The following is a 24,011-nucleotide window of genomic DNA, read 5'->3' as shown; positions in this document are numbered from 1 at the left end:
GCCGATGGCCGTTAGCGATGCGCTACGCCAGGCAGAACACACAACATTTCGTACAACAGGTTGGCGCCGAGCAACGAGGTGTTGCCGGTGGTGTCGTAGGGCGGCGAGACCTCCACCAGATCGCAACCGATCAGGTCCAGCCCCTGGCAGCCACGGATGATCTCCATCGCCTGGATGGTGGTCAGGCCACCGATTTCCGGGGTGCCGGTGCCTGGTGCCCAGGCCGGATCGATGCCGTCGATGTCGAAGCTCAGGTAAACCGGACCACCACCGACCTTTTCACGCACTTCGGCCATCAGTGGCTCCAGCGACTTGTGCCAGCACTCCTCGGCCTGCACCACGCGAAAGCCCTGCTTGCGGCTCCAGTTGAAGTCTTCGGCGGTGTAGCCCTGGGCGCGCAGGCCGATCTGCACCACGCGGTCGCAGTCCAGCAGGCCTTCTTCGACGGCGCGACGGAAGGTAGTGCCGTGGGCGATCTTCTCGCCGAACATGTGATCGTTGACGTCGGCATGGGCATCGATGTGCACCAGCCCGACCTTGCCGTGCTTCTTGTGGATCGCGCGCAGGATCGGCAGGGTGATGGTGTGGTCGCCGCCCAGGGTCATGGGGATCACGTCGTGCTCGAGGATCTCGTCGTAGGCCTCTTCGATGATGCGCACCGCGTCGAGCAGGTTGAAGGTGTTGATTGCCACGTCGCCGATGTCGGCGACCGACAGCGAGTCGAACGGGGCGGCGCCGGTGGCCATGTTGTACGGGCGGATCATCACGGATTCGGCGCGGATCTGGCGCGGGCCGAAGCGGGTGCCGGAACGCAGCGAGGTGCCGATGTCCAGCGGGATGCCGATGAAGGCAGCGTCCAGGCCGGCGGCGCTGGGCAGGTGGGGAAGACGCAGCATGGTGGCGATGCCGCCGAAACGCGGCATTTCGTTGCCGCCCAGTGGTTGGTGAAGAATCTTGTCCACGGTCGGGCCTCACGGTTTGGATTGTTCTAGTTGTTGGAACCTGTCCGGCCACCCTGCGAGCAGGTGCAGCAATGCGCGAGGACAGGTGCATTGGCGCAGAGTCTGCAAAAGGTAGTGCGCCAAGAGAATCGCTACAGGCAAATACTTACTTCAGGTTTTCATGAACTAATGGCGATCAGCGGGTAGACTGGCGCGTATTCGTTGCCCTGTTGGAGCCCTTGCCATGGCCTCGGCCCTGCCTGATCTGAAATTGCTGCGCATCTTCGTCAGCGTGGTACGCCACCAGGGCTTCGCCAATGCCCAGCGCGAGCTGAACCTGTCCACGTCCGCCATCAGTACCTACATGAGCCAGCTGGAGTCGGCGCTGGGTATCGTGCTGTGCCACCGTGGGCGCGGCGGCTTCAGCCTCACCAGCAAGGGCGAACTGTTCCATCAGGAGACCCTGCGCCTGCTGGCCGAAATGGACGGTTTCGAGCAGTACGCGGCGGCGCTCAAGGGCGAGCTGCGCGGCACCCTGAACCTGGGGGTGATCGACTCCACGGTCGGCGATCGCGCATTGCCGCTGGCCGACGCCATCGGTGCCTATAGCCTCGAACACCCGGCCGTGCACCTGCACCTGTCGGTGTCCAGCCCCTACGAACTGCAACTGGGGGTGCAGGACAACCGCCTGGACCTGGCCATCGGCGCTTTCTCCACGCGCATGAGCGGGCTGGTGTATCAGCCGTTGTACCGCGAGCAGCATTGGCTGTACTGCAGCAACCGGCATTCGCTGTTCACCGAGCGGCGCATTCCCGAACAGGTGATCACCCAGCAGCGCATGGTCGGTCGAGGCTACTGGAGCCAGGCCGAACTGGCCCGCCACGGCTTCAAGCACAGCGCCGCCACGGTCGAGAGCATGGAGGCACAGCTGATCCTGGTACTGTCGGGGGCCTACATCGGCTACCTGCCTGAACACTATGCCCAGGCCTGGGTGGACAAGGGCGACCTGCGGGTGCTGTCGCCGGCGACCTTCGGCTATCAGGCGCCGTTCTCGCTGATCATTCGCCGGGGCCGCAGCCGCGAACCCTTGATCCAGACCTTTCGCGACCGCCTCAAGGCGCAGCTCACGCCAGCCTGATCGGATGCGCATGAAAATCTTTTGCGCAAATAGAAGAAAAATCCTTCAGACAAGCCCTACAAGCCCGTAAATGCTCTGCTAAACCTGTTCTTGCTTGTTGAAAATTCCCAACATCTTCCAAGCAGGGATCGCCGAGATGCGTACGAATCTGCCCGTCACTGAGCATGAAAGAACCTTCCCGAGCGATCAGCGCCTGATATCCACCACCGACCTCAACAGCCGCATCACCTACTGCAACGACGCCTTCGTCAGCATCAGCGGTTTTACCTACGACGAACTGGTGGGCCAGCCCCATAACCTTGTACGCCACCCGGACATGCCGCCCGCGGTGTTCGGGCACATGTGGGACACCCTCAAGCAAGGCAAGCCCTGGATGGGGGTGGTCAAGAACCGCGCGAAGAACGGCGATTTCTACTGGGTCAGTGCCTACGTGACGGCCATCTACGAGGATGGCCGTATCAGTGGCTACGAGTCGGTGCGCTCGGTGCCCACCCCGGACCAGATCCGTCGAGCCACGGCGTTGTATGCACGCTTGCGCCAGGGCCGGGGCGCCATGTCCTGGGCCGCGCGTGCAGCGGTGCAACTGGAGCTGGGCTGGCCGCTGGTAGGGGCGGCGCTGCTGTCGGCCGCCGGCTACCTGTGGCTGCCCCAGTACGCGGCGCTGGGCGTGTTGATGGCCAGCCTGCTCAGTGCCTGGTACCTGATCGAGGCCCATCACGACCGGATGATCCGGCGTACCCTGGCCGAGCACCCCAGGGCCTTCACCAGCCCGCTGGTAGCGCTGACCTACAGTGACAACCGGGGCCTGCAGGGGCAATTGGACCTGGCGATCATCAGCGAGGAAGCGCGCCTGCAGACCGCGCTCACGCGGCTGGTGGACGCCGGCGTCGGGGTCAAGGCACGGGCCACGCAATCGAGCGACCTGTCCGGGGCCCAGGCGCAGATGCTCGACCGCCAGCGCTGCGAGACCGACCAGTCGGCGGCCGCCATTGCGCAGATGGCGGCGACCATCCAGCAGGTCACCCACAACGTGCAGGACACCGCCACGGCGGCGTCCGATGCCGACCAGTTGGCCCGCCAGGGCAGCGACCTGGCACAACGAAGCCTGCAGGCAATGGGGAGCATGGCCGATGCGGTGACCGAGATCGGCCAGGCGGTGAACGAACTGGCCGGGCAAACCCAGTCCATCGGCAGCGTGGTGGATGTGATCACCTCGATCGCCGAGCAGACCAACCTGCTGGCGCTCAATGCCGCCATCGAGGCGGCGCGGGCCGGCGAGCAGGGCCGCGGTTTTGCCGTGGTGGCCGACGAGGTGCGGTCGCTGGCGCAGCGCACGCGGGTCTCGACCGAGGAAATCCACCAGATCATCGCCAGCCTGCGTGCCGGGGCCGAGCGGGCGGTGAGCAGTGCCAGCCGCGGCGAGCAGATCTCGCGTGACAGCGTGCACAGTGTCGAGGCCGTGCAGACCGCGCTGGTGGGCATCAGCCAGGCGGTCAGCCGCATCACCGGCATGAGCCAGCAGATGGCCACGGCGTCGGAACAGCAGAGTCATGTGGCCGAAGACATCAACCAGCAGATCACGCGCATCGCCCAGCTGTGCGACCACAGCGCCGGGCAGGCCAAGCAGGGCGCCGAGATCAGCCAGGACCTGCAGCGCATGGCCGACTACCTGTACAGCCTGGCCGAACGCTTCAATCGCTGAATCCGCGCGTTTGACCCAGGGCGGTGAGGTATTTCGCGGGCCTGCTGTGGCACACTTCGCGCCCCAGGAGAACCCGATGTCCAGAATTCACTGCGAGCGCTGCCTGCGCCCACAATCCCATTGCCTTTGCGCGTTGATCCCCCGCCTGGATAGCCGCACCCGTGTACTGCTGCTGCAGCATACCAGCGAAGTGAACCATGCCTTGAACACCGCCAGGCTGGCGGCGCTTGGCCTGCGCAATGCCGAGTTGCGGGTGGGCGAGGTGTTCGAGGATCTCGAGCAGTGGCTGACGCAGCCGGGGTATCGCACCGGCCTGTTGTTCCCGGGTGAGGGCGCGCAGGCGCTGCAGGCTTATGCTGGCGATGAGCGACCGTGGTTGCTGGTGGTGCCCGACGGCACCTGGCGCAAGGCGCGCAAGTTGCTGCATGTGAACCCTTTGCTGGCAACGTTGCCACGGGTCACGCTGGGCGCGTTGCAGCCGTCGCGCTACCGGTTGCGCAAGGCACCCGGGGAGGGCGCCTTGTCGACCATCGAGGCAGTGACGCAGGCGTTGAACGTGCTGGAGGCGCCGGCGCTGTTCGATGCGCTGCTGCGGCCGTTCGATGCCCTGATCGAGGGGCAGATTGCGGCGATGGGGCAACAGACCTACGAGCGCAACCACCTGCGTTGATGGGCGCTAGCGCTCGCGCAACGCCTCGGTGCGTGCCTTGAGCACCGGCTTGAGCAGGTAATCCAGCACGCTCTTGTGGCCGGTGATGATGTCCACCGTGGCGGTCATGCCCGGGATGATCAGCAACGGTTTGTTGTCCCCGCCCAGGTGGTTCTTGTCGGTGCGCACCTGGATCAGGTAGAACGCGTTGCCCTTGTCGTCCGTCACCGTGTCGGCGCCGATCAGTTCCAGCTTCGCCTTCAGGCCACCATAGATCGTGTAGTCGTACGCACTGAACTTGACCATCGCGGTCTGCCCGGGGTGCAGAAAGGCCACGTCCTGTGGGCGTACCTTGGCCTCGATCAGCAGGTTGTCTTCCAGCGGCACGATCTCCAGCAGGTCGCTGCCCGGCTGCACCACACCGCCAATGGTGTTGACCTTGAGCAGCTTGATGATGCCGTGCACCGGCGACACCACGGTGGTGCGGGTGACGCGGTCGTCGATGGCGATGCTGGTGGCGGTGATCTTCGAAAGCTCGGTGCGCTTGTCGTTGAGTTCCTTGGCCGCCTCCGAGCGAAAGCCTGCCTCGGATTCCTCGATCTTGCTGCGGATCTCCGCCGCCGCCGCTTCGGCCCGCGGAATCGCCAGGCTGGTGGCGTTCAGCGAGCCGCGAGCCTCCACCGCGCTGCGCTTGAGGCGCAGGATCTCCACCGGCGAAATCGCGCCGGTGCCCACCAGCGGCGTGGACATGTTCAGCTCTTGCTGCAGCAATGCCAGGCCCGAGCGGTACTGCTCCAGTTTGGAGCGAAACTCGGCCAGTTCCTGGGTTTTCTGCCGCAGTTGCTCGTTGAGCGTCTGTTTCTCGCTGGTGAGGCGGCGCTGGCGCGACTGGTACAGCGACAGTTCGTCCTCGGCCACCTGCGGGGCCTTGCTGCGTACCACCTCCGAGAGCTGGAAGGGGCGGCCCTCGGCCTCGGCGGACAGGCGCTCGACCTGCGCGGTCAGGGCATAGCGGTCGGCTTCGCTTTCGCCCTTGTTCGACAGAAAGCGCGTGTCGTCCAGGCGCAGCAGGGTGTCGCCCTTGTTCACCATCTGCCCCTCGCGCACGAAGATCTCGGTGACGATGCCGCCCTCCAGGTTCTGGATCACCTGCACCTTGCTCGACGGGATGGCCTTGCCTTCGCCCATGGTGACTTCATCGAGCACCGCGAATTTGGCCCACACCAGTGCCACCAGCAGCAAGCCTGCCGCCAGCCACACGGTGATGCGCGACAGGCGGGGCGAGTCCTGCAGCGTCGCGCCGGCCAGGTCCGGCATGTACTCGCGTTCGGCAGTCTTGCCGAAGCTGCGGATGTAATCGCCCAGGCCGGACAATGCAGACATGCTGATACCCCTCAGAGTGCAGAGCCGACACGGCCCTTGCGCAGTGCATCGATGACCGCGTCCTTGGGCCCGTCGGCCACCACCTTGCCGTTGTCCAGCACCACCAGGCGGTCGACCAGGCTGAGCATAGAGGTGCGGTGGGTGACCAGCAGCAGGGTCTTGCCCTGCACCCAGCCGTGCAGGCGCTGGCGCAGCTGGTCTTCGCTGCTGTTGTCCATATGGCTGGTGGGCTCGTCAAGGATCAGGATCGGCGGTTCCAGCAGCATCGCGCGGGCCAGCAGCACGGTCTGGCGCTGGCCGCCGGAGAGCAGCATGCCGCGCTCGCCCACCGGCCGTTCGAAGCCTTGCGGGTGCTGGCGGGCCAGTTCGCTCACGCCGGTCATCTCGGCCACTTCGAGCATGCGCGCATCGCTGACGTAGCGTGCGCCCAGGGTCAGGTTGTCGCGCAGGCTGCCGGCCAGCAGCGGCAGGTCATGGGCCACGTAGCCGAGCTGCTGGCGCAGGTCGGCGATGTCGAGCTGGCGCAGGTCGAGGTTGTCGAGCAGGATCTGCCCCTCTTCGGGTTCGTAGAAGCCCATCAGCAGGCGTGCCAGGGTGCTCTTGCCCGAGCCGCTGCGACCGATGATGCCGATGCGCTCGCCCGGCTTGACCGTGAAGCTCACGTTGTCCAGCGCTGCGGCGTTCTGCCCGTTGTAGCGGAAGGTCACCTGGCTGACCTGCAGCGCGCCGTGCAACTGGGTGCGCTCCAGGGTCTGCTGGCCGGCAGGGCGTTCCTGGGGCAGGGCCATCAGCGCGTCGGTGCTGTGCATGGTCAGCTGGGCCTGCTGGTAGCGGGTGATCAGCCCGGCGATCTGGCCCAATGGTGCGAGCACGCGGCTGCCGAGCATGTAGCTGGCCACCAGGGCACCCACGCTGAGGTTGCCGGCAATGATGCTGTACACCCCGGCGACGATGGTGGCCATGCCGCACAGCTGCTGGATGAACAGGGTGCCGTTGGTGGCCAGTGCCGAAAGGTTGCGCGCCTGTACGTCGAGGCGGGTGAGGGCGCCGTGGGTGCTTTCCCACTGGTGCTGGCGCTCGCTTTCGGCCCCGCAGGCCTTGAGGGTTTCCAGGCCGCCCAGGGTCTCGATCAGCAGCGCCTGGCGCAGCGCGCCCAGGCTCAGGCTTTTTTCCACGGTATCGCGCAGGCGTGCCTGGATGAACAGCGCAAAGGCGATGGTGATCGGAAAGGCCACCAGCGGAATCACCACCAGCCAGCCGCCCAGCAGGCCGATCACCAGCAGCATCAGCACCACGAAGGGCAGGTCGATGACGCTGGTCAGGGTCACCGCCGTGAGGAATTCGCGCAGGCCCTGAAAGTCGTGGATGCTCTGGGCGAAGCCGCCGATGGTGGCCGGGCGGGCCTTCATCGACATGCCGGTGATGCGCTCGAACAGGGTGGCCGACAGGATCAGGTCGGTCTTCTTGCCGGCCTGGTCCAGCAGGTGCGCACGCACCACGCGCAGCACCAGCTCGAACAGGGTGCCGAGCATCAGGCCGATGACCAGCACCCACAGGGTGGAGGTGGCCTGGTTGGGCACCACCCGGTCGTAGGTCTGCATCACGAACAGCGGCACCATCAGGCCCAGCAGGTTGATCAGCAGGCTGGCCAGCAAGGCGTCGCTGTAGAGCCAGCGCGACTGTTTGAGGGTGTCACGGAACCAGGCGTTGACCCTGGGCAGCAGCGGTGTGCGCAGGTCTTCGACCTCGTGGCGCGGGCGTGCGAACAGGGCCTGGCCGCTGTAGACGTCGGCCAGCTCCTGGCGGCTGACCCACTGCTCGCCGCCTTCGGCTTCACTGGGCAGTATCAGGGCCTGGTCGTTCTCGCCCCAGCGCCGCAGCACGGCGCTGCGGCCATCGGCAAGCAACAGCAGCACCGGCAGGTTGAGCGCCGAGATCGCGCCCAGCTCGCGGCGCAGTACCCGTGCCTGCAGGCCGGCCCGGGCCGCTGCGCGCGGCAGCAGGTCGAGGCTCATGCGTTGTTCGGCCAGCGGCAGGCCGGCACACAGGCTGCTGCGACTGACCGCAGCGCCGTGCAGCTTGCACAGTATCAGCAGCCCGTCGAGCAACGGGTCATCGAAGCTCTGGCGCGGGTCGGCGGTGCCGGCCGGCTGCATGCTGGTCATGGGCGGCTCCTCGGGCGGTCGAACGTGTTCAACGCAGGTCCGGCAGGGTGGCGTCGCTTCTGACTTCGCTGCGTGCAATGGCCTCCGGTGGCAGCGAGATCTTCTGTTTGCTCAGCAACTCGCCCATGTTGGCCAGCACCCGGTACATCGAGAACTCCTCGGTGTAGCGCACTTCGGTGTAGCGACGGTTGGCGTTGTACAGCTCGTTCTCGCTGTCGAGCAGGTCGAGCAGGGTGCGTTGGCCCAGGCCGAACTGATCCTGGTAGGCGGCGCGCACACGGGTGGTGGTGTCGGCGTATTCGCGTGCGGTCGGGGTTTGCAGGCGCGCGTTGGTCATGGCGTTCCACGACAGCGCGAGGTTTTCGTTGAGGGTGCGCAAGGCGTTGTTGCGGATGTCCATGGCCTGGTTGATCTTGTGCGCATCCGACTGCAGGCGGGCCTTGTCGCTGCCGCCCTTGAACAGGTTGTAGCTCATTACCACGCCGGCTCGCCAATCGCTGTTGGCATGCCCGGGTTCACCGGCGATGTTGTTGTTGGCGCCGGTGGCGAGCTCTGCATCCAGGCGCGGGTAGAACGGCGACTTGGCCACTTCGTACTGTTGCTCGGCGGCCTGGATGTCGGCCTGGGCCGACTTGAGGTAGGGGTTGTTCTGCAGCATGGCCTGGCGCGCCTGGGTCAGGTCGCCGGGCATCTCGCCCTTGATCGACACCGGGGTTTCCAGCTCGTCGGGGGCACGCCCGACCACGCTGATGAAGTTGGCTTCGGCATCGGCCAGGTCGACCTGGGCGGTGTACAGGTTGTTGTCGGCCAGCGCCCGGCGTGCGGTGGACTGGTCGAGGTCGGCATTGCTGCCCACGCCGCGCTCGCTGCGCAGGCCGATCTGGTCGTTGACGCGCAGGTGTGCCTGCAGGTTGTTCTTGGCCAGGGTCACCAGCTCGCGGCGCTTGAGCACTTCCAGGTACACCTCGATGGCGCGCAGGGCGATGGTCTCGGAGGTGGCCTGCACGTAGTAGGCGCGTGAATTGACCACGGCCTCGGTGCGACCCACTTCATTGGCGGTATTGAAGCCGTCGAACAGCATCTGGCGCAGGCGCAGTTCGGACTGGGTGTAGTTCAGGGTTTCCTTGTTGTGATTGCGGCTGCCGTCAGCGTTGAAGCCGCGGGTGTTGGTGTTGTCTGAACGTTCGCGTCCGTAGCCGGCCACCAGGTCGACGGTGGGAAAGTAGCCCCCTCTGGCCACCTTCACATCCTCGTCGGCGGACAGCCGGCTATTGATCCCGGCCTTGTTCTCCGGGTGGTAGTCCACGGCGCTCTGCACGGCTTGTGACAAGGACATGGCCTGCGCGTTGGCACAGATCATGGCGAACAGAATCGCGCTGCTGATGGGGGTCAAAACGCGCATGGATGACATCTCCCTGATTTCTTGTGGTCTCTCAATCGCCAAAAAAATGACGAAAAATGGAGGTCAAACCGTTTCAGGCTTGTAACAACAGAGCTAAGAACATTTAACGGCCAACCTAAGAAGTATTTCTCATAACCGATATGCGAAAAAAAACTTATGCGCTGTGCTCAAAGCAAGACATTGTTCTCTTCAGATAGCTCGAAAACAGGCGCAGATGTTGGCCTGTCAGGGCGTCCGATAAAGTTCCTCGTTTTTTGCAGCATTGGGTATGGAGTGAGCGGAGGGGAGGTCAACGCGGCGAAATATGGCGACAAAATTTTGGCTCATGGCCGATTGCCAGATCGCAGCGTGACTTAACCGGAGCATGGGCAGGCCGAATGCATTGATTTCGTTGAGATCGGTGCGTGCGGTCGCAAGGTTGTTCTCCGAGTCGGCCGGGCATTGCCCGCGCCAGGTTTCGCGATACCCCGGCACGTGTTTGCGAAAACCTTCGGCAATGGAGGCATGCTCATGGCTAATTTAATCGGTGTGGTCAGCAAGGTTGTCGGCCAGGTATTCGCGGTAGCGGCCGATGGCGGTCGACGTGCCCTGGTGGAAGGCGACCGCCTTTATGCCGGGGAACAACTGGAAACCGGCGCGGCCGGGGCAGTGGCGGTGCACCTGGAAAACGGTGCCGAGCTGACCCTGGGCCGTGACAGCAGCCTGCAGCTGTCTCCCGACCTGCTGGCCAACCATGCCTCGCACGTGAACGCGCCCGAGACGGTGACGCCCAGCCAGGCACAACTGACCGATGTGGAGAAACTGCAGCAGGCCATTGCGGCGGGCGCCGACCCCAGCCAGGAGGGCGAAGCTCCGGCGGCGGGCCCCGGCAACGGCGGTTCGCCAAGCGCATTGGGCGGCGGCCATTCGTTCGTGCAGCTCACCGAGGTGGGAGGGCACCTGGACCCGGTGATCGGCTTTCCGACGGCGGGTTTCAACAGCATCCCCGAGATTCCCGAACCCTGGATTGGCGCGCGGGGTGATGACCAGGGCCCTGGCGGTTTCGTGCCGCCGGTGATCCCGCCGGTTGAGCCGCCCATCGACCACCCGGTGACACTGGACGGGCTGGAGGTGAATGGCGGTGAACTGACCGTGTACGAGAAGAACCTGGCCGATGGCTCAAGCCCCGATAATGGCGCGCTGACCCAGAGTGGCAGCTTTACCGTGCATGCCCCCGATGGCCTGCACACGCTTACCGTCGGGGGCATCAACGTGGTGATCGGCGGGGTGGTCAGTGGTTTTCCGCAATCGATCACCACAGGGCTGGGCAATACCCTCACCATCACCGGCTACAACCCCGCCACAGGCGTGGTGAGCTACAGCTACACCTTGCTCGACAACGAAGCTCATCCCGCTGGCCAGGGCATCAACAACATCGGTGAGAGCTTCAGCGTGGTGGCCATCGACAGCGATGGCAGCAAGGCCACCGGCAGCCTGGACGTGAACATTGTCGATGACGTGCCGCAGGCCAGGCCCGACAGCGCCTCGGTAGTCGAAGGCGGTACCGTCACCGGCAACGTGCTGCACAATGACAGCCTGGGCGCCGATCGCCCGCCGGTCGAGCACACGGTGGTCGGTGTGCGGGCCGGCTCCGATACCTCGACATCGGCCATCGGCTCGCTGGGCGTGAACATTGCGGGTATCTACGGCACGCTGGTGCTCAACGCCAACGGCGAGGCGGTGTACAAGGCCGACCCCAACGCCGTGCCGCCAGCGGGCGCGACCGATGTGTTCACCTACACCATCCGCGATGCGGACGGTGACGAAAGCACCACGACCATCACCATCAACGTCACCGACAGCAAGCTCGTCGCCTGCCCGGACAGCGTCACGGTGTATGAAAAGGCCCTGGACCTGGTCCAGGACCCGCAAGACCTTGCGCCGGGCACTGTCGTGGGCAGCAACCCGGGCTCGGCGGGCGAGACCGCGACCGGAACGCTGGCCGGCTCGGTCGGTGGTGGCTCCGGCGCGCTGACCTTCACGCTGGTGGGCAGCAGCACCGGCGCCTACGGGCAGATCCAGATCAATGCCGACGGCAGCTACAAGTACACCCTGACGTCCGCGCCGCAGGTGGGCGGTGGCAACGACGGGGCCAATGTGGTCACCTCCGAAACCTTCACCTACAAGGCTACCGACGCGCTGGGCAACAGCGTCACCAGCACCATCGTGATCAAGATCGTGGACGATGTGCCACGGGCTGAGTCGGACAGCACCACGGTGGTGGAGGGCGGTACGGTCACCGGCAACGTATTGGACAACGACACGCTGGGTGCAGACGGCGCAGCCCAGGGCGGTGCGGTGGTGGGTGTGCGGGCGGGCTCCGATACCTCGACGTCGGCCATCGGTTCGCTGGGCGTGAGCATTGCCGGTACCTACGGCACGCTGATCCTGAACGCCAATGGCGAGGCAATCTACAAGGCCGACCCCAACTCGGTAGCGCCAGCGGGCGCGACCGATGTGTTCACCTACACCATCCGCGATGCGGACGGTGACGAAAGCACCACGACCATCACCATCAACGTCACCGACAGCAAGCTCGTCGCCTGCCCGGACAGCGTCACGGTGTATGAAAAGGCCCTGGACCTGGTCCAGGACCCGCAAGACCTTGCGCCGGGCACAGTGGTGGGCAGCAACCCGGGCTCGGCGGGCGAGACCGCGACCGGAACGCTGGCCGGCTCGGTCGGTGGTGGCTCCGGCGCGCTGACCTTCACGCTGGTGGGCAGCAGCACCGGCGCCTACGGGCAGATCCAGATCAATGCCGACGGCAGCTACAAGTACACCCTGACGTCCGCGCCGCAGGTGGGCGGTGGCAACGACGGGGCCAATGTGGTCACCTCCGAAACCTTCACCTACAAGGCTACCGACGCGCTGGGCAACAGCGTCACCAGCACCATCGTGATCAAGATCGTGGACGATGTGCCACGGGCTGAGTCGGACAGCACCACGGTGGTGGAGGGCGGTACGGTCACCGGCAACGTATTGGACAACGACACGCTGGGTGCAGACGGTGCAGCCCAGGGTGGTGCGGTGGTGGGTGTGCGGGCAGGCGCCGACACCTCTACCTCGGCCATCGGCTCGCTGGGCGTGAGCATCGCCGGCACCTATGGCACGCTGATCCTGAACGCCAATGGCGAGGCGATCTACAAGGCCGACCCCAACTCGGTAGCGCCAACCGGCGCCAAGGATGTATTCACCTACACCATCCGCGATGCGGACGGTGACGAAAGCACCACGACCATCACCATCAATGTCACCGACAGCAAGCTCGTCGCCTGCCCGGACGATGACATCAAGGTGTACGAGCGCGGGCTGGACCTGGTGCAGGACGCCTGGGACCTGGCGCCTGGCACGGTAGAAGGCAGCGCGCCGACCAGGGCCACGGAAACCTCGGTCGGCAACCTTCAAGGCCGGGTGGGCGGGGGCTCCGGTGCCCTGACCTACAGCCTGGAAGGCAGCGCCATCGGTAACTACGGGCAGATTCAGATCAACGCCGACGGCAGCTACAAGTACACCCTGACCTCGGCGCCGCACATCGGCAACGGCAACGACGGCGCCAACGTCGTGAGCACCGAGACCTTCACCTACAAAGCCACCGATGCGCTGGGCAACAGCGTTACCAGCACCATCGTGATCCATATCGTCGACGACATGCCCATCGCCGAATCGGACAGTGCCACGGTGATGGAAGGCGGTACGGTCACCGGCAACGTGCTGCTCAACGACATCCTGGGTGCAGACGGCGCAGCCCAGGGCGGTGCGGTGGTGGGGGTGCGGGCGGGCTCCGATACCTCGACGTCGGCCATCGGTTCGCTGGGCGTGAGCATTGCCGGTACCTACGGCACGCTGATCCTGAACGCCAATGGCGAGGCAATCTACAAGGCCGACCCCAACTCGGTAGCGCCAACCGGCGCCAAGGACGTGTTCACCTACACCATCCGCGACGCGGACGGTGACGAAAGCACCACGACCATCACCATCAATGTCACCGACAGCAAGCTCGTCGCTTGCCCGGACGATGACATCAAGGTGTACGAGCGCGGGCTGGACCTGGTGCAGGACGCCTGGGACCTGGCGCCTGGCACGGTAGAAGGCAGCGCGCCGACCAGGGCCACGGAAACCTCGGTCGGCAACCTTCAAGGCCGGGTGGGCGGCGGCTCCGGTGCCCTGACCTACAGCCTGGAAGGCAGCGCCATTGGTAACTACGGGCAGATTCAGATCAACGCCGACGGCAGCTACAAGTACACCCTGACCTCGGCGCCGCATATCGGCAACGGCAACGACGGCGCCAACGTCGTGAGCACCGAGACCTTCACCTACAAAGCCACCGATGCGCTGGGCAACAGCGTTACCAGCACCATCGTGATCCATATCGTCGACGACATGCCCATCGCCGAATCGGACAGCGCCACGGTGATGGAAGGCGGAACGGTCACCGGCAACGTGCTGCTCAACGACATCCTGGGTGCAGACGGTGCAGCCCAGGGCGGTGCGGTGGTGGGTGTGCGGGCGGGCGCCGACACCTCCACCTCGGCCATCGGTTCGCTGGGCGTGAGCATCGCCGGCACCTATGGCACGTTGATCCTGAACGCCAATGGCGAGGCGATCTACAAGGCCGACCCCAACTCGGTAGCGCCAACTGGCGCCAAGGACGTGTTCACCTACACCATCCGCGATGCGGACGGCGATGAAAGCACCACGACCATCACCATCAACGTCACCGACAGCAAGCTGGTGGCCTGCGCCGATACCGAGGTGAAAGTCTACGAAAAAGCGCTGGACCTGACCCAGGACCCGCAGGACCTGGCCCCGGGCACGGTGGTGGGCAGCAACCCTACCTCGCCTGGCGAGACGGGTACCGGCACCCTGGTCGGCTCGGTCACGGGCGGTTCCGGCGCGCTCACCTACACGCTGGTGGGCAGCACTACAGGTGCCTATGGGCAGATTCAGCTCAATGCCGACGGCAGCTACAAGTACACCCTGACCTCGGCGCCGCACATCGGCAACGGCGACGACGGGGCGAATATCGTCACGTCCGAGACCTTTACCTACAAGGCGACCGACCAACTGGGCAACAGCGTCACCAGCACCATCGTGATCAAGATCGTGGATGACGTGCCAAGGGCGGAGTCCGACAGCACCACGGTGGTGGAGGGCGGTACGGTCACCGGCAATGTGCTGGATAACGACACATTGGGGGCAGACGGCCCGGCCCAGGGCGGGGCGGTGGTGGGCGTGCGGTTCGGCGCCGACACCTCGACCTCGGCCATCGGCTCGCTGGGCGTGGGCATCGCCGGCACCTATGGCACCCTCATCCTGCATGCCAACGGCGAGGCCGAGTACAAGGCCAACCCCAATGCGGTGACGCAGGACGGTGCCCAGGACACCTTCACCTACACCATTCGTGACGCGGACGGCGACGAAAGCACCACCACCATCACCATCAATGTCACCGACAGCAAGATCGTCGCCTGCCCCAACAACGAGGTCACGGTGTACGAGAAGGCCCTGGACCTTAGCCAGGACCCGAACGACCTCGCCCCCGGCACCGTGACCGGCAGCGACCCCGGCTCAGCGGGTGAAACCGCGACCGGCAGCCTGGTGGGCTCGGTCAGCGGAGCCAGCGGCGCGATCACCTATACGCTGGTGGGCAGCAGCACGGGCGCCTATGGGCAGATTCAGCTCAACGCCGACGGCAGCTTCAAGTACACCCTTACGTCCGCACCCAAAACCGCAGGCGGGCTCAACGACGGCCCCAACGTGGTCACCAGCGAGACCTTCGTCTACAAGGCCACCGATGCGGCCGGCAATTCGACCACCAGCAACATCGTGATCAATATCGTCGATGACGTGCCCACAACGGCCGACGCCGTGCGTTCGACCACGCCGGGGCAGGTGGACACCAACGTCATGCTGATCATCGATGTGTCCGGCAGCATGGCCGACAATTCCGGGGTGCGCGGCCTGTCGCGCCTGGAGCTGGCCAAGGAGGCCATCGGCGCACTGCTGGACAAGTACGACGACATGGGCGATGTGAAGGTGCAGGTCGTCACGTTCTCCACCGGTGCCAGTGATCGCACCGACGTGTGGGTGACGGTGGCCGAGGCCAAGGCCCTGATCAAGGACCTGACCCCGGGTGGCTCGACCTATTACGACTCGGCAGTCAACGTGGCGCAGACGGCCTACCAGACGCCGGGCAAGCTGGAGGGGGCGCAGAGCGTCAGCTACTTCTTCTCGGACGGTGCGCCGACCTCGGGGCATGCCCTGACCGAAACGCGCACCGGCAACTGGGAGAACTTCCTGGGCGACAACGGCATCAAGTCGTATGCGATCGGGCTGGGCAGCGGCGTCAACACCGGCAATCTCAACCCGGCTGCCTATGACGGCAGTACCCACACCAATACCAACTCGGTGGTGGTCACCAACCTGGCGCAACTGGACAACGTGCTGTCGGGCACCGTGCAGGGCGCGCCGATCACCGGCAGCCTGATGAGCGGTGGCGACTTCGGTGCCGATGGTGGCTTCATCAAGTCGCTGTTGATCGACGGCACCACCTACACCTTCGACCCCAAAGGCAACGCCAACCAGCCCAGCTATGCAGCCAGTGGCGGCGCAGACCGCGGCACCTTCGACGCGAGCACCCACAGCATCACGGTCAAGACCGCGCTGGGCGGGACGCTGGTGGTGGACATGGACAACGGCCAGTTCACCTATACGCCGCCCAAGGACAGCGGCAGCAATCAGGTGGAGACCATCCGCTTCGTGGCCAGCGACAACGACGGCGACCTGAGCGGTGCCAACCTGGTGATCAACGTCAACACCAATGCTGCGCCGGTGGCCGGTGCCGATCATGTCATCACCAATATCCTTGCGCCGAGCATCAGCGTGCCGGCCGCCGCCTTGCTGGCCAACGACAGCGACGCCAACCACGATCGCCTGAGTGCGGCGCCGATCACCTTCAACACCGGCTGGACCAAGGGGGCGGATTTCACGGCCGGCAACGGCAAGACGGTCATCACCTTCACCGGCCAGGACGACACGCTGGCCAATCAGGAGCGGGTTCTGGCGCGCAGTGCCTTTACCGGCGCAGCCGGGTCGATGACCGCGGCGCTGGTGGTCAGTGGCTACCTGGGGGCGGTGAGTGCTGCCAATGGCAATGACGAAGACGTGATCAAGGTAAGCCTGCGCGAGGGCGAAACCCTGACCCTGGACCACAACCGCACCGCTGATCGCAACTTGCTGATGCAGTGGAAGGATGAGGGCGGCACCTACCATACCATCGCCGATGGCGGCAGTTTCACCGCCAGCCATGATGGGGTGTACAGCATCCATCTGGTCAACCAGGTCAATGACGACGGCGGCAAGGGCGCAGAAAGCTACCAGCTGAACATGTCGATCAACTACGCCGGGGCGCATGACTACACGCCCACCTACAACGGCACCTATACCGTCAGCGACGGCCATGGCGGCAGCGCCACGGGGGCGGTGGACATCACCTACCGGGCCGGCAGTACCCTGGAAGGCACCAGCCACGACGACGTGCTGCTGGCCGGGAGCGGTGATGACGTTCTCAATGGCGGTGCAGGCAACGACGTGCTGATTGGCGGCGATGGCAACGACAAGCTCTACGGGGGGGATGGCAACGACCTGTTGATCGGCGGCAACGGCAACGATCTGCTCGACGGTGGCGCTGGCAACGACACCGCCAGCTACGCCGGGGCGAGCGCTGGGGTGACGGTGAGCCTGGCGCTGACCGGTGAGCAGAACACGATCGGCGCCGGGCTCGACAAGCTGGTGTCGATCGAGAACCTGATCGGCTCCGACCACGACGACAAGCTGACCGGCGACGACAACGCCAACACGCTGATCGGCGGCCTGGGCAACGACATCCTGATCGGGGGCGGCGGTGACGATCTGCTGATCGGCGGGCCGGGCAACAATACCCTGACCGGTGGCGCGGGCAGCGATACCTTCCTGTGGCAACAGGGCAATACTGGCCACGACAAGGTGACCGACTTTACCCCGGGTACCGATCGGCTGGACCTCTCGCAATTGCTGCAGGGCGAGAACGCGACGTCGGCGTCGCTGGACGATTACCTGCACTTCACGGTGACGGGCACGGGCAACGGCGTGATATCGACCATCCAGGTGAGTGCGGTGGCCGGCGCGGCGCCGACCCAGACCATCGAACTGGCCGGCGTGGACCTTGCCCATCACTATGGGGTGACGGCGGGCGCGGGTGGGGTCATCTCGGCGGGGGCGGATACAGCCACGGTGATCAACGGGATGCTCAATGATCATTCGTTGAAGGTGGATACGGTGTGACATGAGGCGTAGATGGCGCAGCTGACCTGCCGCTGCCATCGCGGGCCAAGCCCGCTCCCACAGGAGCAATGAAGTAGCTGTGGGAGCGGGCTTGGCCCGCGATGGGGTGGGCGCGTGGTTGCGCCTAGGTACGCTTGCGCAAGGTCTTCTGCCGCGCGATGTACACGGTCACCAGTACCGCACTGGTGAGCATGAACCCGCGTGCCCACGGCAAGGGCACCAGGTAGCACGAAAAACCTATGCTCAGCCACATCAGCCCGATGGCGTATACCTTGGCCTTGAGCGGAATGCCCTCACCGCCCAGGTAGTCGCGAATCCACGGCCCAAGCCGCGGGTGATTGACCAGCCATGCGTGAAAGCGGGGCGAGCTGCGCGCAAAGCAGGCTGCCGCCAATAACAGAAAAGGGGTGGTCGGCAGCACCGGGAGGAAGATGCCGATCACCCCCAGCGCGACGCTGAGCCAGCCGATGGCCAGCAGCAGGTAGCGCATGGATGCAGACTCAGTGGTGGCGAGGCTTGAGCAGCGCAGGTTTCTCGTCCGGGGCATGGCACAGCAGGTACAAGGCCGTCAGCGCCTCGGGGATCTGCACGATCATGTCGTCCATCAGGTTGGCGTCGCTGGCGATGTCGGCGAACTCGGCCTCTTCGTCGAACAGGCCGGAACCGACCATGATCGGCAGCAGCATTTCGCTGACCTCTTCCTCGGCGCTTTCGAACCAGGCCGCTTCACGCAGGAACACCCCTTCCATGAAGCCGATGCACCAGCCGCGCAGCTCGGAGTCGTCCGGCTCGTCGCCAAGGTCCAGGTCGCACGGCAGCTCGAATTCCTCATCGCTGGCCAGTTGGCGGGCGATGTGGTCCTTGAGCTTGATCAGTGTGCTTTCGATTTCTTCGCGCTGGGCCTCGTCCTTGTAGTGCGGCGGCTCGGCGAACAGGGCGTCGATCCATTCACGCTCGGGAACGGCTTCGGAGCAGATCGACAGCGCGGTCAGGTAGCCGTGTGCGGCAACGTAGTCCAGCGCTTCTTCGTGCAGCTCGTCAGCGTCGAGGAAGGCTTGCAGGCGGGTTAATTGCTCAGCGAAGGACATTACAGGGCTACCTTGGGAATAAACGATGCTGGAATTCTAGCATCTTGCGGCGCCTGCGAGGCAAAGGATGACGCCTATCGCAGAGCCCCCTGCACGGGCGCCGTGTCCGGTATAATGCCCGGCTTTTGCGCCCGGTCACGCCAGCATGCGGCCCCGGCAAAAGCCGCTTACGCAATTTCAGGTGTGGCGGGGAAGCTTTTCATCCAGCCTGTGGCCAGGATGGTTCTGCGATTTATGGAGTTTTTATGCTCGAACAGGCTCAGCGCGTCCTCAAGGACATCTTCGGCTACGACAGCTTTCGCGGGCGCCAGGGGGCGATCATCGAATGCGTGGCCAAAGGCGGCGATGCGCTGGTACTGATGCCCACCGGCGGCGGCAAGTCGCTGTGCTTCCAGGTTCCGGGGCTGCTGCGCGAAGGCCTGGCAGTGGTGGTGTCGCCGCTGATCGCGCTGATGGACGACCAGGTGGCGACCCTCGACGAGCTGGGTGTCGCCGCGGCTTCGCTGAACTCCACGATGAGCGCCGACCAGCAGCGCGAACTGGCCATGCGCATTCGTCGCGGCGAGCTCAAGATGCTGTACCTGGCCCCGGAACGCCTGGTGCAGCCACGCATGCTGGATTTTCTGCGCAGCCTGGACATCGCGCTGTTCGCCATCGACGAGGCGCACTGCGTGTCGCAATGGGGCCATGACTTCCGCCCTGAATACCTGCAACTGGGGCAACTGGCCGAACTCTTCCCGAACGTGCCGCGCATTGCCCTGACCGCCACCGCGGACATGCGTACCCGCGAAGAGATCGTCACCCGCCTGCACCTGCAGAACGCCGAGCGCTTTCTGTCGAGTTTCGACCGGCCGAACATCTTCTATCGCATCGTGCCCAAGGAACAGCCGCGCAAGCAGTTGCTGGCGTTCCTCAACGAGCGGCGCGGCAACGCCGGCATCGTCTATTGCCTGTCGCGCAAGAAGGTCGACGATGTGGCCGCGTTTTTGTGCGAGCAGGGGTTCCCGGCGCTGCCCTATCACGCCGGCCTGCCTGCCGAGACCCGCGCCAGCAATCAGCGCCGCTTCCTCAACGAGGAAGGCCTGATCATGGTCGCGACCATCGCCTTCGGCATGGGCATCGACAAGCCCAACGTGCGTTTCGTGGCCCACCTGGACCTGCCCAAGTCGCTGGAAGCCTACTACCAGGAAACCGGTCGCGCCGGCCGTGACGGCCTGCCCGCCGATGCCTGGATGGCCTACGGCCTGCAGGACATGGTGATGCTCAAGCAGATGCTGCAGAACTCCGAAGGTGACGAGCGTCACAAACGGGTCGAGCAGCACAAGCTCGATGCCATGCTGGCACTGTGCGAAGAGACCCGCTGCCGTCGCCAGACCCTGCTCAACTATTTCGATGAAGAACTGCCCCAGCCCTGCGGGCACTGCGACAACTGCGTCGACGGCGTGCAGACCTGGGACGCCACCGAGCCTGCGCGCCAGGCGCTGTCGGCCATCTACCGTACTGGCCAGCGCTACGGCGTGGGCCATCTGGTGGACGTGCTGCTGGGCAAGGACAACGAGAAGATCCGCAGCTTCGGGCACGAGAAGCTTGCCGTGTATGGCGTGGGCAAGGCTCGCGCAGAAGGCGAGTGGCGTTCACTGTTCCGCCAGCTGGTGGCGCGTGGCCTGGCCGATATCGACCTGGAAGGCTATGGCGGGCTGCGCCTGTCCGATACGTGCCGGCCCTTGCTGCGTGGTGAAGTCACCCTTGAGCTGCGCCGCGACCTCAAGCCGCAGACCAGCAGCAAGAGCAGCAGCTCGGGCAGCCCGGCCAGCCAGCTGGTGCGCGGCGAGGAACGCGAACAGTGGGACGCCTTGCGCGCCCTGCGGCGCAAGCTGGCCGAGGAGCATGGCGTGCCGCCGTATGTCATCTTCCCCGACTCGACCCTGCTGGAGATGCTGCGCAGTCAGCCCGGCAGCCTCAGCGAGATGGCCCAGGTCAGTGGCGTGGGGGCACGCAAGCTGGAGCGCTACGGCCAGGCCTTCCTCGAGGTGCTGGGCGGCGCTGCAGAGGCCCCGGCCCCGGTCGCCGACCTGCGCCACGAGCTGATCAGCCTGGCCCGCGCTGGCATGACTCCGCTGCAGATCGCCGGCCAGCTGCAATGCAGTGAAAAGAACGTTTACAGCCTGTTGGCCGAGGCCATCGGTCGCCAACAGCTGTCACTGGAACAGGCGCTGGACCTGCCCGAGGACCTGATGGGCGAGATCCAGGACGCGTTCCTCGACGGCGAAGGCGAGTTGCCGCCGGTGTCGGCGATCATCGAGCAGTTTGGCGGACGCGTGCCTGAGGGCGTGCTGTATTGCGTGCGCGCCGCACTGGCGGCCGAGTTCGAGATGTAGAAAGGTTGTTTGTCATCATTTATGACGATTATGCAGCGCCTGCCGACGGCATGAGCCTTGCCTAAGGCCCAAGGGCATGATTAGCTGCCTATTAATTAGTTCTGATGATGAGTTTCCTATGCCGTTGACCGATCACCACCGTTTCGGGATGCAGTTGGCCCATATGTCCCGGGGTTGGCGCGCCGAGCTGGACCGCCGCCTGGCCGGGCTCAACCTGTCGCAGGCGCGCTGGCTGGTGCTGCTGCACCTGGCGCGCTTCGACGAGGCCCCCACCCAGCGTGAACTGGCGCAGAGCGTGGGGGTTGAAGGGCCGACCCTGGCCCGTCTGCTCGACAGCCTCGAGGCCCAGGGCCTGGTCAAGCGCCAGGCCGTGCTGGAGGACCGGCGCGCCAAGAAGATCGTGTTGTGCCCGCCCGCCAAGCCGTTGATCGACCAGATCGAGACCATTGCCAACGCCTTGCGCGTCGAGCTGTTCGAAGGCATCGACGAAGAAGAGCTGCGCGTGTGCATGCGGGTGCACGCGCGCATCCTGGGCAACCTGGAGAAGTCCTAGAAGGTCTGCCCCAGGTTGAGGTAGAACGCCTTCTGGTTCTCGGTGTTCATGCCGTAGCTGAAGTTCAGCGGCCCCAGCGGCGTTTCGAAGCCCAGGAAGATGCTCGCGGCGTTGATGTAGCCGCTGTCGAACTCGTTGTCGTTGTTCCAGGCGCGGCCGCGTTCCAGCGAGCCGCCCAGATACAGCGGGAAGTCCAGCGGCAGGTAGGAGCGCGGAGTCAGGCGCCGGTAGTAGACCATGCGCATCAGGCTCAGGTTCTGGCCTGACACCGAGTCCTGGCGAAAGCCCGACAGCTGCCGGGCGCCGCCCATCACGAAGCTCGAGGTGACCACCTCGGCATCATCCAGAGTCCGCGCATAGCGACCGCCGAATACCCAGGTGTTCGGCCCGCTGCTCAGGGCCTTGTCCAGTTTCATGTCCCATTGGCGATAGCGCTGGTCGGAGCCCAGGCCCGGCTCGAACTGGCGCAGGGTCAGGCTGACGTCTTCGCCGCTGTGGGGGAAGTAGACGTTGTCCAGGGTGTCGAACGAATACTTGAGGTCATAGAAGCCTTCGTTGAAGTTCACCTTGGGCAGGCCCTGTTCGCCGATGCGTACCTCGGCCTGCCCCCAGGCCTGGCCCACCCCCAGGCGCACTTCGCCGTTGTTGCCGATCTGGCGGCCCAGGTTGAGCCCGAAGCCATAGCGTTCGAGGCGGTACTCGGCGATGGGGTCGTTGTCCAGGGTGGCCTCGATGTTCTGCGAGCCGATGTCCAGGTAGGGCGCCACGAAGTAGCGCGACCCGGTATCCAGCGGCTGGTAGAACTCGCTATAGAGCTCCTGCTTGTCGCCGATCTGGGCCCGGGTGAGCCACTCGGCGCCCAGGCGGTTGATGCCGTTGACGCGGTAGCTGGCGCCCAGGTTGAAGGCGCTGTCGCCACGCAGGTCATCGGACAGGTTCAGCCCCAGCCGCAGATAGTCGGTGCCGCCACGTCGGCCCCGGGCGTTGATCACCAGGGTGTTCTCGTCGCCCTTGTGCACCACGCGGTACTGCACCCGGTCGAAGTAGTCCAGGCCGTACAGGGTGCCCATGTCGGTGCGCAGGCGGTCGAGCTCCAGCGGTTCGCCGATGGGCTGGCGAATGTAGTAGCGGATCACGTCGTCACTGACCTTGGAGTCGTTCTCGACCTTGATGGCGGTGATCACCGGGGTGCGTTGCCCGGCCGAGCGCGCCTCGGCCAGTTGCACCGCCGTGTCGTTGACCCGGCGCAGGCTGGCCAGGCGCGGGTCGAGCAGGCGGGTGGCGCGGTAGCCGGCGTCGATCATGTCCTGGGCCCGGCCGAAGTCGGTGACGCCAAAGCTCGACAGCGGCGGCTGTACCAGGATGTCGTCGCGGTGCAGCGAGGCCAGTTGCTCTTCGGAGTTGCGCCGGGTCATCAGGGTGATCGACTGGTTGAGCACATCGACCACCGTGGCCAACTGCTTGCGATTGCGCAGCGGCGTGCCGATATCGACGACGATCGCCATGTCCACACCCATCTCACGCACGATATCCAGCGGGATGTTATCGACCATGCCGCCGTCGACCAGTAGGCGGCCGTCCAGCTCGACCGGGGCGAACACCGCCGGGATCGACATGCTGGCGCGGATCACCTGGGGCAGGTGGCCCTTGCGAAACACCACTTTCTCGCCGCTGGCGATATCGGTGGCCACTGCGCGGAACGGGATCGGCAGCTTGTCGAAGTCACGGGTGTCACTGGCGTGGGCCAGCAGGCTTTCGAGCAGCAGCGCCAGGTTCTGCCCCTGGATCACCCCCAACGGCAGGCCCAGGCTGCCGTCGTCGCGAAAGCTCAGGCGCTGTTTGACCAGGAAGTCGCGGTCGTCCTGCTTGCGCCTGAAGGGGATGTCCTTGCGCGGCGGTGCATCGGACAACGCCTGCTGCCAGTCGATGGCCAGGGCCAGCTTCTCCAGCTCGTCGATCTTGTAGCCCGAGGCGTACAACCCGCCGATCACCGCGCCCATGCTGGTGCCGGCGATGGCGTCGATCTTCACCCCCTGTTCTTCCAGCGCCTTGAGCACACCGATGTGGGCCAGGCCGCGCGCCGCGCCGCCGGACAGCACCAGGCCGACCTTGGGCCGGGCGGCCTCGGCGGCGCAGAGGGCAAGGGAGGTAAGGGACAGCAACAGGCACAACAGCAGACGACGCATCGCGGCTCTCGGAGCAAAGGCTAAAGGTGGCTAGTATAAGCGCGACCACCTATCAGGAGACCGTT

General features: G+C 65.1%; 13 protein-coding genes. 6 read left to right on the top strand and 7 right to left on the bottom strand.

The annotated features are described in order from the left end of the window. Positions 1-11: 11 nt before the first annotated feature. The gene (speB, locus tag V9K84_RS14550; RefSeq protein ID WP_043864136.1) at positions 12-962 is read right to left on the bottom strand and encodes an agmatinase; all 951 of its coding nucleotides are present in this window, start codon (positions 960-962) and stop codon (positions 12-14) included. A gap of 223 nt (positions 963-1,185) precedes the next feature. Here speB and V9K84_RS14545 point away from each other — a divergent pair, with 223 nt between their 5' ends. The 3 genes from V9K84_RS14545 to V9K84_RS14535 all read left to right on the top strand — a co-directional run bounded on the left by V9K84_RS14545 (position 1,186) and on the right by V9K84_RS14535 (position 4,451). Continuing rightward, the gene (locus V9K84_RS14545) at positions 1,186-2,079 is read left to right on the top strand and encodes a LysR family transcriptional regulator (protein ID WP_043864135.1); all 894 of its coding nucleotides are present in this window, start codon (positions 1,186-1,188) and stop codon (positions 2,077-2,079) included. Between the two features lie 136 nt (positions 2,080-2,215). Beyond that, positions 2,216-3,781 carry a PAS domain-containing methyl-accepting chemotaxis protein gene (locus V9K84_RS14540; protein ID WP_043864134.1) on the top strand — a complete coding sequence of 522 codons (1,566 nt, stop codon included), beginning with the start codon at positions 2,216-2,218 and terminating at the stop codon, positions 3,779-3,781. A gap of 76 nt (positions 3,782-3,857) precedes the next feature. Continuing rightward, positions 3,858-4,451, top strand: a complete 594-nt coding sequence (locus V9K84_RS14535; protein WP_088514514.1) for a DTW domain-containing protein — start codon at positions 3,858-3,860, stop codon at positions 4,449-4,451. A gap of 6 nt (positions 4,452-4,457) precedes the next feature. Here the strand turns inward: V9K84_RS14535 and V9K84_RS14530 are convergent, their stop codons facing one another. From V9K84_RS14530 to V9K84_RS14520, 3 genes are read right to left on the bottom strand one after another with little or no spacing between them, the layout of a single operon-like run. After that, positions 4,458-5,813: an HlyD family type I secretion periplasmic adaptor subunit gene (locus V9K84_RS14530; RefSeq protein ID WP_043864132.1), complete on the bottom strand. Its 1,356-nt coding sequence runs from the start codon at positions 5,811-5,813 to the stop codon at positions 4,458-4,460. A gap of 11 nt (positions 5,814-5,824) precedes the next feature. Further along, a complete protein-coding gene (locus tag V9K84_RS14525) occupies positions 5,825-7,978 on the bottom strand; it encodes a type I secretion system permease/ATPase (RefSeq protein ID WP_043864131.1) in 2,154 nt (717 codons plus the stop codon). A gap of 28 nt (positions 7,979-8,006) precedes the next feature. After that, positions 8,007-9,380, bottom strand: a complete 1,374-nt coding sequence (locus tag V9K84_RS14520; RefSeq protein WP_043864130.1) for a TolC family outer membrane protein — start codon at positions 9,378-9,380, stop codon at positions 8,007-8,009. 510 nt (positions 9,381-9,890) lie between these two features. On the opposite strand from V9K84_RS14520, the gene V9K84_RS14515 reads away from it, so the two are divergent. Beyond that, positions 9,891-17,741 (top strand): retention module-containing protein, encoded by a 7,851-nt coding sequence (locus tag V9K84_RS14515; protein ID WP_338790854.1) that lies wholly within the window; start codon positions 9,891-9,893, stop codon positions 17,739-17,741. Positions 17,742-17,865: 124 nt separating this feature from the next. Here V9K84_RS14515 and V9K84_RS14510 read toward each other — a convergent pair whose 3' ends face one another. Beyond that, a complete protein-coding gene (locus V9K84_RS14510) occupies positions 17,866-18,231 on the bottom strand; it encodes a YbaN family protein (protein WP_058540758.1) in 366 nt (121 codons plus the stop codon). A gap of 10 nt (positions 18,232-18,241) precedes the next feature. Beyond that, entirely contained in the window at positions 18,242-18,829 is a 588-nt protein-coding gene (locus tag V9K84_RS14505) for a YecA family protein (protein ID WP_054916593.1), read from the bottom strand. Positions 18,830-19,074: 245 nt separating this feature from the next. Between V9K84_RS14505 and recQ the strand changes: the two genes are divergently transcribed. After that, positions 19,075-21,207, top strand: a complete 2,133-nt coding sequence (gene recQ / locus V9K84_RS14500) for a DNA helicase RecQ (RefSeq protein WP_043864126.1) — start codon at positions 19,075-19,077, stop codon at positions 21,205-21,207. A 118-nt stretch (positions 21,208-21,325) separates the two neighbouring features. Next, positions 21,326-21,760, top strand: a complete 435-nt coding sequence (locus V9K84_RS14495; RefSeq protein WP_043864125.1) for a MarR family transcriptional regulator — start codon at positions 21,326-21,328, stop codon at positions 21,758-21,760. Here the strand turns inward: V9K84_RS14495 and V9K84_RS14490 are convergent. After that, positions 21,757-23,946: a patatin-like phospholipase family protein gene (locus tag V9K84_RS14490; protein WP_043864124.1), complete on the bottom strand. Its 2,190-nt coding sequence runs from the start codon at positions 23,944-23,946 to the stop codon at positions 21,757-21,759. The two genes, V9K84_RS14495 and V9K84_RS14490, sit on opposite strands and share 4 nt — an antisense overlap. Positions 23,947-24,011: the final 65 nt, after the last annotated feature.

The sequence above is a fragment of the Pseudomonas sp. AE27 genome, from assembly GCF_037113495.1.
GTDB classification, from domain to species: domain Bacteria; phylum Pseudomonadota; class Gammaproteobacteria; order Pseudomonadales; family Pseudomonadaceae; genus Aquipseudomonas; species Aquipseudomonas palmensis.
The sequence above is the reverse complement of the archived record's forward strand: the minus strand, read 5'-3'. Positions and strand labels throughout refer to the sequence as shown.